Annotated in this window: 13 protein-coding genes; 5 read left to right on the top strand and 8 right to left on the bottom strand. The window is 40.3% G+C overall.

The genetic code is table 11. The features are described from left to right. The first annotated feature begins 3 nt into the window (after positions 1-3). Entirely contained in the window at positions 4-1,491 is a 1,488-nt protein-coding gene (locus HPC41_RS19155) for a RagB/SusD family nutrient uptake outer membrane protein (protein ID WP_172395619.1), read from the top strand. A gap of 44 nt (positions 1,492-1,535) precedes the next feature. Here HPC41_RS19155 and HPC41_RS19150 read toward each other — a convergent pair whose 3' ends face one another. The 6 genes from HPC41_RS19150 to alaS form a co-directional block, all read right to left on the bottom strand. Further along, positions 1,536-2,951: a M14 family zinc carboxypeptidase gene (locus HPC41_RS19150; protein ID WP_172395618.1), complete on the bottom strand. Its 1,416-nt coding sequence runs from the start codon at positions 2,949-2,951 to the stop codon at positions 1,536-1,538. A gap of 1 nt (position 2,952) precedes the next feature. Next, positions 2,953-4,008, bottom strand: a complete 1,056-nt coding sequence (locus tag HPC41_RS19145; RefSeq protein WP_172395617.1) for a S66 peptidase family protein — start codon at positions 4,006-4,008, stop codon at positions 2,953-2,955. Between the two features lie 11 nt (positions 4,009-4,019). Beyond that, complete coding sequence (locus HPC41_RS19140) at positions 4,020-5,357, bottom strand: dihydroorotase (RefSeq protein WP_172395616.1); 1,338 nt, start codon at positions 5,355-5,357, stop codon at positions 4,020-4,022. Positions 5,358-5,562: 205 nt separating this feature from the next. After that, a complete protein-coding gene (locus HPC41_RS19135; protein WP_172395615.1) occupies positions 5,563-6,258 on the bottom strand; it encodes a response regulator transcription factor in 696 nt (231 codons plus the stop codon). Positions 6,259-6,360: 102 nt separating this feature from the next. Then, on the bottom strand, positions 6,361-7,458 hold the full coding sequence (locus HPC41_RS19130) for a TlpA disulfide reductase family protein (protein ID WP_172395614.1): 1,098 nt from the start codon (positions 7,456-7,458) through the stop codon (positions 6,361-6,363). A 212-nt stretch (positions 7,459-7,670) separates the two neighbouring features. Next, positions 7,671-10,286 carry an alanine--tRNA ligase gene (alaS, locus tag HPC41_RS19125; RefSeq protein ID WP_172395613.1) on the bottom strand — a complete coding sequence of 872 codons (2,616 nt, stop codon included), beginning with the start codon at positions 10,284-10,286 and terminating at the stop codon, positions 7,671-7,673. A gap of 426 nt (positions 10,287-10,712) precedes the next feature. On the opposite strand from alaS, the gene HPC41_RS19120 reads away from it, so the two are divergent. The 4 genes from HPC41_RS19120 (at position 10,713) to HPC41_RS19105 (ending at position 15,390) form a co-directional block, all read left to right on the top strand. Beyond that, on the top strand, positions 10,713-11,561 hold the full coding sequence (locus tag HPC41_RS19120; RefSeq protein WP_172395612.1) for a universal stress protein: 849 nt from the start codon (positions 10,713-10,715) through the stop codon (positions 11,559-11,561). 14 nt (positions 11,562-11,575) lie between these two features. Then, positions 11,576-12,418 (top strand): universal stress protein, encoded by an 843-nt coding sequence (locus HPC41_RS19115; RefSeq protein WP_172395611.1) that lies wholly within the window; start codon positions 11,576-11,578, stop codon positions 12,416-12,418. 90 nt (positions 12,419-12,508) lie between these two features. Then, positions 12,509-13,846, top strand: a complete 1,338-nt coding sequence (locus HPC41_RS19110; protein ID WP_172395610.1) for an OmpA family protein — start codon at positions 12,509-12,511, stop codon at positions 13,844-13,846. A 185-nt stretch (positions 13,847-14,031) separates the two neighbouring features. Beyond that, a complete protein-coding gene (locus HPC41_RS19105) occupies positions 14,032-15,390 on the top strand; it encodes a S41 family peptidase (RefSeq protein WP_172395609.1) in 1,359 nt (452 codons plus the stop codon). A gap of 5 nt (positions 15,391-15,395) precedes the next feature. Here the strand turns inward: HPC41_RS19105 and HPC41_RS19100 are convergent, their stop codons facing one another. Further along, positions 15,396-15,710: a hypothetical protein gene (locus HPC41_RS19100; RefSeq protein ID WP_172395608.1), complete on the bottom strand. Its 315-nt coding sequence runs from the start codon at positions 15,708-15,710 to the stop codon at positions 15,396-15,398. 78 nt (positions 15,711-15,788) lie between these two features. Continuing rightward, complete coding sequence (locus HPC41_RS19095; RefSeq protein ID WP_172395607.1) at positions 15,789-16,592, bottom strand: hypothetical protein; 804 nt, start codon at positions 16,590-16,592, stop codon at positions 15,789-15,791. Between the last annotated feature and the right edge of the window lie 43 nt (positions 16,593-16,635).

Raw genomic sequence — 16,635 nt, 5'->3', positions numbered from 1 at the left:
ACAATGAAAATATTTAAAATATCTATTATAGCCGCGGCCTTATTAACATCCTTCAGCAGCTGCAAGGATTTTCTAGACGTTGAGCCGGGCAATTCCATCGATGCAGGGACAGCACTTAATGGGGCCAGTGATGCCCGCAATAGAATCAATGGGCTAAGCAGACTGATCGCTTCATCAAGTTATTACGGTCGAAATTTTGAACTGTATGGCGAGGTCAAGGGTGGCGATCTAACGGTTTATTCCCAAGGAAGAGGACTTGACCAACTGTATTCATTTAATCAAGATGCGGAAACAAACAACTTTTCGGGCTTCTGGTCACAGATTTATTATTGTATCGCCCAGACAAATGACGTATTAGAAAAAATTGACCAAGTAGCTACAGATTCCAAAGCGCAATATACAAATGCACAGGGGCAGTTACTTACTTTACGGGCTCTATTCTATTTTGACCTCGTACGTTTATACGGAAAATCATATACACAGGATAAAGCTTCTCTGGGGGTTCCCATCGTTATCAGTCCAGCATCCTATAACAATAAACCAGCCAGAGCAACTGTAGCGGAAGTCTACACCCAGATTCTAAAAGATCTCAAAACTGGCCAAGAGCTGCTTGGAGCAAATAAAGCTATTGACAACGGCTATATCAATTATTATGCGAACTTAGCGATACAAAGCAGGGTTTATTTGACAATGGCAGATTATGAAAATGCTTATTCAAAAGCAAATGAGGTGATCACAAGCGGTACCTATAAATTGTATGAGAATGAGAAATGGGCGTCTTCCTGGGCGAGCATGTATGGCACAGAGTCTATCTATGAACTTGGCATTAACGAAGGCGAAGCTGACTTAGGCACAGCAAGCTTGGGTTATTACCTGATGAGAAGAACGGGTGGACAGGGTGGAATGTTCTACGCAAGTGATTATTACCTCAATCGCATGAAAGAAGATAACAATGATGTGCGCTGGGCAATTTTGGGAAGAGACGAAAGTTCGGCAACACGTATGGGAGCCGTTTATAAAAATCTAGGTAGTGTAAATACCAATACCTCCTTACCACTAAATTCACTTGGGGACAAAGGAAACACAAATAATACGGCCGTGAATATCAAAGTAATCAGGCTTTCTGAAATTTACCTCATTGCTGCAGAGGCGGCATTAAAAAAGCCAAGCGCAGATCCCGCAAAATCGGCAGAATTATTAAATGCTATCAGTAAACGCTCTCCGAACCGTCCTGCGTTCTCTTCGGCCACGGTCAACGAAGATGCCATACTCAATGAAAAAAGCAAAGAGCTGTTCGGTGAAGGGCATCGATACTGGGATATGATCCGGCTCAATAAGAAAATCATATTCAATGATGACTTTCAAGGGTTAACGATCAAAACCCGTCCGAAGGAAATTGACCGAACTTTTGAAAAATATATCCTGCCAATCCCTCAATCCGAAATCAATGCCAATCCGACATTGAAGGAACAGCAGAACCCCGGATACTAGATTAATTAAATTCAAAAAGGCCAGTATTAGTGGCCTTTTTGAATTTAATTAGGTTGATAAAGTTTGTTTTTAAAATTTTGCTCAGTTAGATTAATCGTCAGATCCAATAGGTAGCCATTGATCAATGCAAATCGAATTCCATCTTCGGAGCCGATAAAAAAGTCAGCTTGCCCTTCAAAAAAGAGGCTACCTGCATAGTGAAAACTGGCATCTGTTAAGATCTGAATCGGAAAATCATGCAGCTGCGTACCTTCGGGCCTATCAGAAATCTGTAACGCCCCATAGCCCTGTTTCAACAACTCAATCACAATAGGTAAGGTTAACTCCGCCAGTGAAAATACCTGGTCAGTATACAGTTTTGCGGGAATAAATTGGAGTCCTTCGACATCAATATCGGTATATCCATAGAAATCTTGCAAATCACCAATATCCTCAATCACTCCTTCTACGTAATAGTCACTCGCTACAGTTTTTTCATTTTGTCGAATAGCCACATCCACCAGCATCCTTTTACCATTTTTTTCGATGGATAAGTTTCGAATCAAAACATCATGAAGCTTTTCGTCATTAAAAGGAATTGCGTTGTAATCTGCAATATCATGTACTAGATAGGATCCTGAAGCGATTTCCTGAAAGGCGTGTAATAGGGCAATGAAATTATGTTTTCGAACTTCCAGTTTCTCAGGATCACCAGCGTAGGCTCCTGATTCAATCAGAATGGTACGCGCACCCCATTTTTGGAAATTATCTCCAAAACCACGCGGTGTATGCTCATCATCATACTTCGCTACAGCATCCGGTATAAACTCCTGTAATATCTTGTTTATCCCAACGATTAGCCGCATGGCATCCGCCCTAACCCTATTGACACTTCTCGCATAATCGTAGGCTGGTACCAGCAAAGAAATTGTTACAGGAGTAGCGCTGCCTGGAATATTGTAGTAATTATTCTGATTATGGAGATTAAAAGCAAAGTCTGGTTTCAGTAACATCGCCTGCGCTTTCAGCAGGGCCCCTTCCACAGTTGCAAGCGCACGCGCATCCCGGTTCATATCCACATCCATGGCAGTCCGCCGCTGATAACGCTCAGCACCGTCAGGGTTCAACATCGGAATAAAGTATAAAGTCAGTTTCTCCGCTATCTCCTTTCGCAAGGTATCAAAGCCATCCTCCTCCCCATTTAAGAAATTAAACAGATCGAATAATGCCATCGTTGCTGTAGGTTCGTCGCCATGCATCTGCGACCATAACAGTACCTTTACTGACCCCTGTCCGTATTTCAGTCTAAAAATCGAACGATCTTCTACTGACTTTCCGATCTCCTCTATCGCAAGCTGTTTACGGATCTCTTTTCGTTCCAAAAGCTGCAAAATAGCCGCATGTTTAAATCGTCTATATTGCAAAGCCTTTTCTTCATATAAAGAAAAGGCTTTGATAAAATCTTCTTTTATTAAATTCATCTTAATCTTTTAAGGCCGCCTCAAGTAAGGTAATCGTTCCATGCGATGCATCCATTCTCACCTTTGCCCCTACCGGAAGGATAAATTGTTCGGCAATATGTCCAATGACAGCACCGCTATAAGCAGGCACCTTTAAGGGCTTGATATAATCATTGAACAGCTGGTCCAATGTCACAGAGCCATAGCCCTCTGACGGTTTGCAATTCGTACACTTTCCGAAGATAAAACCTTTGATCACAGCCAATATTCCCGCATTTTTTAACTGGCAAAACATGCGGTCAACGCGTTCCATATCTTCATCCACCTCTTCAATAAAAAGTATTTTGTCTCTAAAGTCGGGTAGATAAGGCGAACCACACAATCCGGTCAATACGGTCATATTCCCACCGAGCAGTACACCATTAACAGTACCGGGAGAAATTGTGGCAATGCGGTCTTTAGTCTGTACAATATTATCCCCCTTTGATTTAGGGTTTTCAAATACCGCAGGTTTATTCGCTACAAATTGTGCATTAAACGCATCGGCGAGCTTCTTTGTCCATGTACTTATACCAACCGCACCATGGAAAGCAACAAGTCCGGTTTTAGCGTACAAAGCCAGAATTAATGCTGTAATATCTGAATAGCCCAGCAAAATTTTAGGATTTTGGGCAATCATCTTATAATCAAGTCTGTCCAGAAGACGGGAAGTTCCCGAGCCCCCTCTTATACAGACTATTGCTTTGACAGCCTTATCAGCAAACATATCATGTATATCGGCAATACGCTCCTGATCTGTACCGGCTAAGTTGCCATAACGGCTACGGATATGCTGTCCCTCTTTCACTTTAAAACCCAATGTTTCAAAGATCTCGCGAGCGATAATGATCGATTCTTCATCATCCAATACGCCCGCTGGTGTTATCAAACCAATGGTGTCCCCAGGATGTAACCTCTTGGCAAGCAAAGTAGCTGCCCCGGTTAACCCTTCCACAATTTGTACGGATCGTTCTGCCCCCAATACCGGAATGCCCATTGCGCCCAAAGCAATTGATTTTATAAATGCCCTTTTCTGCATATTCCGATAAATTATCTATTGAACAATAAACGCTCGCCAGCTCCTTTCTCAATAATTTCTCCCTTAGAAAATGCTACTTTACCGGATACGATTGTATGTTCGATCGTTGAACTAAACGTATGCCCTTCGAATGGAGACCATCCGCATTTAGAAAGGATATTCTCTTTTGAAACGGTGTATGGTTTATTTAGATCCACGAGGACAAGATCCGCCCAATAGCCTTCACGGATATAGCCGCGATCTTCGACCTGAAACAATGTCGCCGTATTGTGTGCTGACTTCTGAACCAATTGTTCCAGCGTCATTTTACCCGCTTTGACCATATCCAATAACGCTTGTAAAGCATGCTGAACCAAAGGACCTCCACTAGGCGCTGACGCGTAAGGCTGCGTTTTTTCTTCGATTGTATGGGGCGCGTGATCTGTTGCAATCACATCAATATGCCCATCCAATACCGCTTTAAGAATATGATCACGATCATTGGCAGTCTTAACAGCAGGATTCCATTTAATAAAATTCCCTTTTGTTGCGTAATCCCGATCAGAAAACCAAAGGTGATGGATACAAGCTTCGGCTGTGATTTTCTTGTCTTTTAATGGAATATCATTCCGAAATAAATCGATTTCTTTTGCTGTTGATATGTGTAAAATATGCAATCTGGTATGGTGCTTTTTAGCCAGCTCCACAGCCTTGGATGAAGACAAATAACAAGCTTCCGCAGAACGGATCAACGGATGCATCTCAATCTTCAATCCATCTTCACCATATTTTTCCTTGAATGCTGCCAGATTGGCCTTGATCGTTGCTTCGTCCTCACAGTGTGTGGCAATCAACGTGGGCGAGTTTGCAAAAATACCCTCCAATGCTTTTTCATTATCCACCAGCATATTTCCGGTGGACGATCCCATAAACACCTTTATACCGCAAACATCACGCGGATTGGTTTTCAACACCTCTTCCAAGTTATCGTTAGCTGCCCCCATAAAGAAAGAGTAATTGGCTAATGCATTCCTTCCAGCAATATCATATTTATCCTGAAGCAGTTGCTGTGTTAAGGTATTGGGAACGGTATTAGGCATCTCCATGAACGAGGTTGTCCCCCCTGCTACCGCAGCGCGACTTTCATGCCATATATCGGCTTTATAAGTTAACCCGGGCTCTCTAAAGTGAACCTGATCGTCAATTAATCCCGGAAACAGATGTAGCCCCTCAGCATTGATTTCCTGATCCGCAGGATGATTAATCTCCTGTGCGATCATTTCGATTCGGCCATTGCTGATATATACATCAGCGGCCTCAACTTTACCTTCGTTAACAAGTTGCGCAGATTTTATAAGAATAGATGACATGTTGATCTCTTTACTTTGGTATCTGTCAAAAGTAAAGATTTGTTGCCGTGATATCAAGCTATCAGTTCAAAGAGTTGTTCAAATAAGCGACAAAAAGCAGAGAATACCCATCCTTATGCCTATTGGATCGTAGGTACATCTGCTTTTACGAAAAGAAGCGCGAAAATCTTCGCTGGAAACAAACAAGAGGCCTAAGCCTCTTGTTTTATTCTTTATCAAATTTGTACCCTACTCCTTTTACAGTGGTCACATAATCGTCGCCTATTTTTTCGCGGAGCTTACGAATATGCACATCGATCGTACGGTTGGTTACAACGACTGAATCTTCCCAAATACTTTTTAGGATTTGTTCTCTCGTGAAAACTTTATTTGGTTTGGAGGCCAGTAAATATAATAATTCAAACTCTTTTTTGGCAAGGACAATTTTTTTCTCGTCCCTGTAGACTAAGAAAGAATCTCTATCGATAACCAGATCAGCTATCTCGATTTTATCCTGTGCTGAAGAATCAGACTCATCCGACACGTTTCTTCTCAATATTGCATTAATCCGGCTCATCAAAGCACGTGGCTTGATTGGCTTGGCGATATAATCATCTGCTCCAACATGAAATCCGGCAATTTCCGAATATTCTTCACTTCTGGCTGTCAAAAACACCATAAAGGTACTTTTGAATTCAGGCATCGCGCGCATGATGCGACAAGCTTCAATACCGTCCATCTTAGGCATCATCACATCCAAGATGATCAGGTCAGGGTTTACTTGTTTGGCAACTTGTATTGCCTCTTCCCCATTTTGCGCTGTAGAGACCTGATAACCTTCACGATTTAAGTTGAATGCAATTAAATCCAAGATATCCTTTTCGTCATCAACAATTAAAATCTTTTGTTTCGAAGAACTCATTTGTCTTATTTTTTTGCTAAAATATGAACAAAATGATAACAAGTGGTTAATCTAATGTTACCAAATTATTAAGTAATATTTCAATTAACAATAACACATTGATTACTTAATTGTTTTCCTCAAAAAATCCGCTAGCTCCCCGCCACGGAGGTTCTTCGCAACGATAATACCGTTTGGATCGAGGATATAAGATGTAGGTAATGCCTTCACCCGATAATCAATTACAACCGGTGAAGTCCAGGCTTTCAAATCAGACACATGAGTCCACGTAAGTTTATCGTCTGCAATAGCCCGCATCCACGAACCAGGGTTATCGTCAAATGAAACAGACAGAATATCGAAACCTTTGGAATGATAAGCATTATACAACTTGACGAGGTTCGGGTTTTCCTGACGGCAGGGCATACACCAAGAAGCCCAAAAGTCCACTAGAGTATATTTCCCTTTGAAACTGGACAGCTTTACTTCCTTATTCGAAGGTGTAAAAGATGTGAGTTCCGGCGCCGGCTGACCAATAGCCATTTTCTTCAGCTTCTGAGTTTCTTCTTTAAACTGAGTTACATATCTGTTTTCGTTAAATTCGTCTTTGATTTTGTCTGCATAAGCAATAATTTCAGCTTCAGCTACTTCTGGATCTAATGTTGAGATCGCATAAAAGCCAGCCAAATCATTGTGCTTATTGGAAAAATCGACTGCTTTGCTGGTATAAGCGCGAAGTTCACTTGCGAATTTGCCCTTATATTCAGCGCGAAGTTTTTCTATTTCATCTGCAGTAGAATTCGCCGTTAATTTAGAGAAAACACCCTGTAGGGAATCCTGTATATAATCGCGGTGATTTCTTTCTTTAGCGAAAGGTTGTATAGTTTTTGAAAGTTCAGATCCTTCGACCAGATAGTCGTTGACATCTTTATGCAAATCCGCTTTAAAAGAAATTGTTTCACCAGGGGAAGCAATCAGGTCATAACGGTTTTTACCAACACGTAAGGACAACAGCCTCGATTGGCTCGCCTGGCGCACAAACTGAAATTTATTATTATCACCAAAATACATTGAATCCAGCTTAGTATCACCTTCGTATAAAGAGACAACTTTTATGTTCCCCGGGTTTTCTACATTACCTTCAATAGTAAATTGCTCTTTATTCTGGCAACTAAACATCAATCCAACCACGCCCATTGCTAAAAAAATCACCTTCTTCATTGTATCTAATTTTTATGAACACTAAATATTCAACAATTAATGGTTGATAGTGCCCCCGATTTCATTGTAAATGGATGAAATTATCCCAGTTATTAAACCTATTTATGATTTGAATAGCCAGGATAATTTAATCGGACAACTAAAGACGAAACATTCATTGCGCCTGAACGATATTCCTCAAGTATCCTAATTGTCCGATCCTCACCGTAAATTTAACTTAAAAATTCCCTTGCACGTTCAATGGCTGTCTTTAGTCCCGCAGAATTCTTACCGCCTGCAGTCGCAAAGAAAGGTTGCCCACCGCCGCCACCTTGGATATCTTTTGCAAGATCACGAACGATATTGCTTGCATTTAAACCTTTTTCCCTTGCTAAATCATCTGAAATAACGACAGTTAAACTTGGCTTCCCATCGAATTCTGCTCCAATAACCAAGAACAAATTATTGACAGCTCCCTTTACCGCGTAGGCTAAGGTCTTAACCGCTTCTGCATTGGGCAGATCAACCAGCGTCGATAAAAAGTTGATATCACCAACCTGTTCGATTTTCGCCTCCAGATCTGATTTCAACGCCAAAGATTTTTCGGTAATGCTTTTCTCTATTTCTTTTTTCAAGGCTCCATTTTCATCGATGATTTTACCCAAAGCTGATACAAAGTCCTTTGGATTATTCATGAGTTCTTTCAAATGCTGCACCAATTCAAAATGCTCACGGATTACCGCTGCAGAACGCGAACCTGTAATCGCTTCAATACGACGTACTCCAGCAGCCACAGCAGACTCCGAAACAATCTTAAAGAATCCAATCTGACCTGTTGCTTTCACATGCGTACCCCCACATAATTCTTTGGAGAATTGGTCTTCAAAAGTAATCACACGAACAAAATCACCGTATTTTTCGCCAAACAAAGCCGTGACACCTGAATCCAAAGCCTGCTGATAAGGTATATTCCGTTCTTCTTTTAATGGGATATTTTCACGGATTTTAGCATTCACGATATCTTCGACCTGTTTGATCTCATCTTCACTCATCTTTGCGAAATGAGAAATATCGAAACGTAAAATATCAGCATTCACCAATGAACCTTTTTGATTGACGTGTGTACCCAATACCTGTTTTAGTGCCGCATGCAACAAGTGGGTTGCAGAGTGATTATTCTCCGTATCCAATCGTTTGGCCTTGTCAACCTCTGCAATAAAAGTTCCATTCAGGTCCAATGGCAATTTATTGGTAAAATGGACGAAAATTCCATTTTCCTTTTTTGTATCCGTAATATAGATCTTTTCGCCTGTTTCCTCCGAAATCAATTCACCGGAGTCACCGACCTGTCCCCCTCCTTCAGCATAAAATGGACTCACAGAAAGTACCAATTGGTATTGCTCCTTATTTTTTGCGACAACTTTACGGTATTTCACGACTTCTGTTTTTGCTGTCAATGTATCGTAACCGACAAATTCGAAGCCGTCATCATCATTAACAACAACCCAGTCACCGGTATCGATTGCTGTCGCCGCCCGGGAACGGTCCTTTTGAATTTGAAGCGCCTGCTTAAAACCGTCCATATCGACGGACATGCCTTTCTCACGCGCTAGTAATTCAGTTAAATCAATTGGAAAGCCATACGTATCGTATAATTCAAATGCAAAATCACCATTGATAACTTCATGATCTTCCACATAATTTTCAAATCGCTGTACACCTGTGGACAAGGTTCTTAAAAAAGAAACTTCTTCTTCCAAAATTACTTTCTGTACAAAATCCTGCTGTTGGATCAATTCGTCAAATACACCACTGAATTGTACTGCTAGTACCGGAACAAGCTCATTAATAAATGGCGTTTTAAATCCTAAAAACGTATAAGCATAACGTACAGCGCGGCGTAAAATACGACGAATGACATAACCAGCTTTATTGTTGGATGGCAATTGTCCATCGGCTATCGCAAAACTAACTGCACGAATATGATCAGAGACCACGCGCATTGCAATATCACTCTTTTCGTCCACGCCATATTTTATCCCTGATTTATCTGCAATAAAATCAATAGTTGGTGTAAAGACATCCGTATCATAGTTTGACGTTTTACCTTGGATACATCTGACCAAACGCTCAAAGCCCATCCCTGTATCCACATGTTTTGCCGGTAAAGCTTGAAGTGATCCATCTTTCAGGCGATTGAATTGCATAAAGACCAGATTCCAGATTTCAATCACTTGTGGGTGATCTGCATTGACCAAACTTTGTCCCGCAACTTGAGTACGCTCCTCCGGACTACGCATATCAAAATGGATTTCAGAACAAGGCCCGCAAGGCCCAGTCTCTCCCATTTCCCAGAAATTATCCTTTTTGTTACCTAGTAAAATACAGTCTTCGGCAATCCACTGTTTCCAGAAATCAAATGCCTCCATATCTCTTTCCAGACCTTCACTTGCGTCGCCTTCAAAAATGGTTACATATAAACGGTCTTTATCGAGTTTATAGACTTCGGTCAATAGCTCCCAGGCCCAGGCAATAGCGTCCTTCTTGAAGTAATCTCCAAAGCTCCAGTTTCCCAGCATTTCAAATAAAGTGTGGTGGTAAGTATCAATACCAACTTCCTCTAGATCGTTATGCTTACCTGAAACACGCAAGCAACGCTGCGTATCGGCTACACGCGGAAATTTGATTGGTGCTTCGCCCAAGAATAAATCCTTAAACTGATTCATCCCTGCATTGGTAAACATCAATGTCGGATCATTTTTTACAACTACTGGTGCTGAAGGTACTATCTGATGCCCTTTGCTTTTAAAAAAGTCTAAAAAGGCCTGACGAATTTCTCTACTTGTCATTTAATTATCTAAAAATATGTGCAAACTTACTCAAATTTGGCCTGTTCTGCAATGTGCAATGTGAGATAAATATCCTAGAGTCAGCGATGTTAATTGAGCTTCAGCCCTTATTGCGCTGACTTTTCAAACAAAAAAATCAACACTTAAAATTCAGAGATACAGAATAATCTTATTTTAAAGATGACAGTAATCACAAACATGCATTAAATGCAACATTTTAAAAGCATTAAATATTATTCAATTTTGTGCCATTAGGATTAAAACTAATACGTTAAACAATAAAAACATTTTGACTATAGTCATTCACAATTGCATTTGTTTTATTACATTTGATAGGGATGGAGAATCTCAACAAGGATACTTTTTGAAATAGCTCTCCGTATTGAAAAGAAATTAAGACAAGATAGTTAGATAAAATTCCTTCCAATGAAAAAAAGCATTCTACTACCGGTAGATTTTTCGGCTCATTCAAACAATGCGGTAAAATACGCTGTGGATCTCGCCACAAAAAAAGGCTACAGCATCCACCTTTACCACAACTACACTTCAGCTTCTGCAGTATTTGAGGAGGAAACAGGTCCCATTGGCAAACGAAGTCCTATATTTAAAGCTGATCTACTAATAAAGGATCTTGCTGAGCAAATAAAATTGAGTAATGCTACTCTCGAAGTAACCACCCAATGCGAGCGTGGCATGATCACTGAAACATTGCCTGAGATTGCACTACCTGACCGCTTTGATTTTGTGATCATGGGAACAAAAGGTATTACAAATGATGATAGCCAGCTTATTGGTAGTACTACCTACGTCATTAGCAAAAAAGCAAAAATCCCAGTTTTGGCAATTCCAACAGAGGCTTCATTTGAATCAATTGATAAAGTGGGTTTGCTATCCAATTTTAAGGAAGAAGAAGTGCAGACAGTCCAAGACTTTGTCAATATCATGGGTAAGGATTTTGAGTTGAAGCTGATGCATGTCCATTATGACCATTCCTCAGAAAACCGTATAGAAGATAAATTGGAGGTGTGGAAATATAAAATCAAAAAACACATCGGTGTCACCAATATCGCCATCGAAATCGACTCTATACAGGGCGATATTGAAGATTTGGATACTGTGCCCGAAGTCATCAACGAGATGATCCATTCGGAAAAAATCAAGATATTATTGGTAACACGTTCGCGAAAATCCTTTTTTGAACGTGTTTTTACCAGATCAGTGGCGAAAGCATTATTTAGCCATCCTTTAGTTCCAATATTTTTTACCAAAGCATAATTAAGTATATCACTATGTCTAAATTGTTAATACCAGTAGATTTTTCTGAAAATGCACAAATCGCAGCGGCCTATGCAGCCCAGATCGCTCAGGAAACTAATGAAGAAATTACTCTTTTTCACTCCTTCACTTCACATATCAATAAGTTTGCAAATGCGAAGCATTTAGTAGACCCTACCGAAGAGGAGGCTCGTCGTAAGATGGAGGAACTTGTCGCCGAACTGCTACAAAAATATCCTTCGATAAAAATTTCTACCTTGTTTACGAACGGAATTTTGGCAGAATCTTTGGAAAAACAAGAGATAAAAGAGAGTTACCGAACTGTGATTATGGGAACAAAGGGGGTCACCGGACTTGAATCCGTACTGATCGGAAGCAATACTTACGACGTCATAAAAGAGTCTAAAATTCCGGTGCTGGCCATCCCAAAAAATGCCGTAAAATTAAAAAAAGATAACATTGGCTTGCTGACAAATTTTAAACCGGGTGAACTTGAAGTTCTCAAACAAGCGATTCCTTTGTTTGGGAAAAACTTCCATTTACAACTTATCCATATAAACAAAAGCGAACTAGAAATCAACGTATTAGGACCAAAACTCGAAAAATGGATTGCGCAAATTATTTCCGAAACAGGCATAGAGGATATATCTTATATTGTCAAAGCACCAAGCTATTTTGCAGGTTCAAGAGAGAACATCGCCAATGGAATACATACGATTATCAGGGATGAAGATATTGATGTGATTTTGATTACAAAAAGTAGGAAAACTTTTTTCCAAAACATTTTTACGGAGAACATTGTTAAGCACATGGCTTTCGAAATTGAGGTGCCAAACTTTTTCGGTCGAGTGGATTGACCAAATAATTTTTGGCAAATTTATTGCAAGAGTAGTCAATGAGTTAATTTAACAACAATTTTATAGTAGAAAATTTTACAAGAACACATTATGAAAATTAGCCTTAAAAAATCAGGGTTACTAATGGCGGCAGGAATCATCTCGACCGCATCCTTTGCGCAAAGCACAAACCAATCATCAATTGAAGGCACTACTCCATTTGGTCCGGCAACACAATACAGGACTTGGTCCGTCGGTGTAGGCGCCGGTGTTACCAGCTTGCAGAACATTGCTAAGTTTAATAATGGCGGCTATGACAAATTGGACTGGAACCTGGGTTATAGTGCCTATATCAAAAAACAAATTTCACCTTCATTCGGAATCAAGGCAACTTACTTCGGCGGAAAGACCTCAGGCTATGAGAACAGTGACAAACAGGCAGGGTTTGAAACAAAGACACCTTGGTCAGTTGCCTTATCTGGTGAGTTTATTGCAGCCAACACAAATTGGCGGTTTTTCAACAGTTTCATTAAACCTTACGCATCCATTGGTGTTGGGGTAATGAATGCGGAGACAGCTGCAATCGCTGGCGGAAATAGAGGTGAATATGGTGATTCCTATTCTAAGATCTTCGTACCGGCAGACTTCGGTTTCAAATTTGCCGTTGCCAAAGGCATCAACTTCGAATTAGGTTACCAATTGAATTGGGCGAACCAACGTTTTGACAATAAAGTTGGTCCAAATGAGCAATATAAAAATGATTTGTTCACCTATGCCCACGCAGGTCTAGAGTTTGCTTTGGGTAACGGTAGCAAACCAGCATTGAGCAACTCAAACCCGGTGGCGACCTTAGTGAATGATTATACTGTAAAATACGATGACTTAAAAGCTCAAAATGATGCATTAAACGCAAAAAATCAAGCCTTACAAAGTCAATTGGATGGTTTGAACAGTGATCTGAAAGATGATGATGGTGATGGTGTAGCAAATAAATATGACAAATGTCCAGGTACACCTTCTGGTGTACAGGTAGATGGTGCGGGTTGTCCGATTGTAGTGAAAAACGAAACTAAAGTTGTTGAGAAAGTTGTTGTTACGGAAGCAGACCGAAAAGTTGTTGCTGACGCGATCAAAAACTTAGAGTTCGATTTAAGCAAATCTACGATCCGCTCTACGTCTTACGCAACATTGAACAAAGTTGCTGTATTGTTGATCGAGAAAAACTTTAGTTTGAAGTTGGCTGGTCATACGGACAATACAGGTTCACGCGAATTGAATATGCGTTTATCCAAAGAGCGTGCTGAATCAGTGAAAGCTTACTTGGTATCTCAGGGCGCAAACGCTTCACGTATTGAAGCAACAGGTTACGGTCCTGACCAACCCATTGCATCCAATAAGAATGCTGATGGTCGTCAACAAAACCGTCGCGTAGAGTTTACGCTTTATTAATCGATTTTTTCCGATTTATACAGTCGAAAGGCATCACCTGATAGTGATGCCTTTTTTTATAAATATAGCAGACTAATTTGTGCAGTAATCTTTGTGTTTAAAATAAATAAACATTTGATCAACAAAAAGATAACACCGATATAACTTACATTATCCGTATTTTTATTAAGCTAAGATCTAAAAAAATGCGTAAACCACAAGCTCTCGTTTTGACCCTTGTTTCATTGATTTTTTCCGCCTGTGAAAAGGATCCTGCACTGAATGAACCAGGGTCGAATGAGGCGATCAATCAATGGACATTGAAGCAGATGCAACAGTATTATTATTGGAGTGATAAACTCAAACAACCAAACGATTATCAACAAGCACCAGCTCTATTTTTCAAAAGCATTCTATTTCAAAGCGACCATTACTCGAGCATATTGCAGACACTTAACAGTGACACCTACGGCAATACATTGACGAACACGTTTGGATTTGATTTGGTACAACTACAGGGCACAAGCCGGACCATTCAGTTAGTCACCCAAGTTGTTCCCTTCAGCGAAGGGGATTTAATGGGACTCAAACGAGGAGACAACATCACCCACATCAACAACGAGCCCATTGATCACAGCAACTTGAAATCCCTACTAAGCAAATCCTTGCTTTTACCGGCAATGCAATTAACGCGAAACGATGGCAAAATATTTAACCTCCCCTCTTCCTATATTTCGCAGCCCGTCCTCTATACGGCAAGACTCATCTCCTCCTCACCGGCAGTAGGCTATATGTTCTTAAGTCAATTTGATTTTAGCGGCGCTTATCCCTTATTAGAAGCAGTTCAAAATTTCAAGTCCCAACAGGTACAGGAACTTGTTGTCGATTTACGTTACAATCCAGGTGGCCAAGTCGCTTTTGCCGCGTTTTGCGCACTCTTATTGGCAGACATCAAGGAAAACGACATTTTTGCCAAATACCAAGGCAACAAAAACCTCAAAAATAGAGCAGACAGCTTTGCAGCTGCGTTGCAAGGACAGCCCGATGGCTATTCATTTTCAGCAAAAGATGTTCTAAAACAAGGTTTACATTTAAAAAGGATCTATATGCTCACGGGACCAAATACGGCATCTGCATCCGAAATGTTAATCAATGGATTGCGCCCCTATATACAGGTGATTCAAATTGGAGACAAAACGTACGGAAAGGATATGGCTTCGACCACCATATCCACCCCCGAAGAAATTCATGGTACAGAACGAGCCTGGCATTTGATCCCTATGATCTATAAAATCTACAATAAAGCGGACCAAGGAGATTACAACAATGGAATTACTCCGCAGCAAATAACGGATGAATTTGCTTTCTTGCCCTTGGTTCCAATAGGTGATACTAGAGATGTTTTAATACAGCAAGTATTACAAACAATTAGCAATGAAAATCTCAAGACAAGAAGTGCGGTCAATACAACAGGAAAAACGGGCACTTTAAGGCCAAAATATATAGGCAGCAGTTATCAGACAATACCCATTGAAGTTAACGCACAGGACAAGTCCGAAAAATAGCTTCGTCAGTGTGCGCAGGAATTTAATGAAGTAATGACCATACGGAGATCAGCCCCAGTTTGCCCGTTTTTGGCTAATTTGCGAAGCGAGCGGGACAAGATTTTAGCGCGAATGGTCCGTTCCTTAGATTCATAGTCCCGCACCAGTCCTTCCAATTGTTGTAATAGTTCCCTATATTGAATATATAGCTCATTCAGATTTGTAAATTCTCCACGCAATTTGCGAAGCACTTCCGAATCAATAACATGCTCTACATCCCCCTGAATTTCCAGGGCAATCGCTAATAGTTTACGATGTTTTAAATCACTGATACCTTTCATAATGACTATTTTTTTGAATTAATGGTTTACCATTGATGTAAGTGTTGACGGGTATCTGTGTTTGTTTTGTAATGAGTTTTATTTCTGTAGCCAGATATTATCCAAACCATAGCCTATCCCTCCAATTTCTGAGAATGCATCAACATCAAAATATGCATCGGATTCTTTTTGAGGGAGATATACAATACCGATATCTACCGAAAAATTAAAAAACAAAAAGACTTTTTGTCCATCTATAAGGATCGGTTTTAAATCCTTATCTAATACTTGCGCCTTTGGCACAAAAGTAGCGTCAATCGGTATTTTGATAAATTCTTCGGGAATTTTATCTGATATCAAGTCGGTAATCAGGATTGGATTTTCGTCATACTTGACCATATCCATTCCCCAACTTTCATCATAGACAGGCTTACCTTGATAAATCGCCAATCGAATCGGCTCGCCATTTGGTGAAATCGTCTGGTTATAATTTAATATCTTTACCTGCCTCACACCCGGAATCGATTCGACATCATCTCCTAAGGGGTTTGGCCCGACAACGAGTGAAGGATCAATGGGACTTTTGCTATGCACACCAAAAGTATTTAACCCTGACTTGAGGGCGAGACGTTGTTCTAGGACAACCTGATCCTTGCTATCATACGCAACGACCAATGAAGAATCGGCATCTTTATTTCGTATAAAAATAAAATTAGCATCGCTTGGATTAGCAACTTTTCCATCTATCGTTACTCTTTTTACATCCACCGACGCAGTGCTATAGGATCTAAAAGCAATCCGGGCTAGTTCTTCAGTTTCTACAATAGGTTCACCTTTTTGACAGGAAGACAATAGCGCCCCAACCCAAAGGACTATAAAACAGAGAAATAAATTTTTAATCATCTATAAAGGATAAAGAAGTGAGCCATTGTATGGCTCACTCAAT

Origin of the sequence: Sphingobacterium prati (genome assembly GCF_013167215.1) — a bacterium.
Classification (GTDB): domain Bacteria; phylum Bacteroidota; class Bacteroidia; order Sphingobacteriales; family Sphingobacteriaceae; genus Sphingobacterium; species Sphingobacterium prati.
The sequence above is the reverse complement of the archived record's forward strand: the minus strand, read 5'-3'. Positions and strand labels throughout refer to the sequence as shown.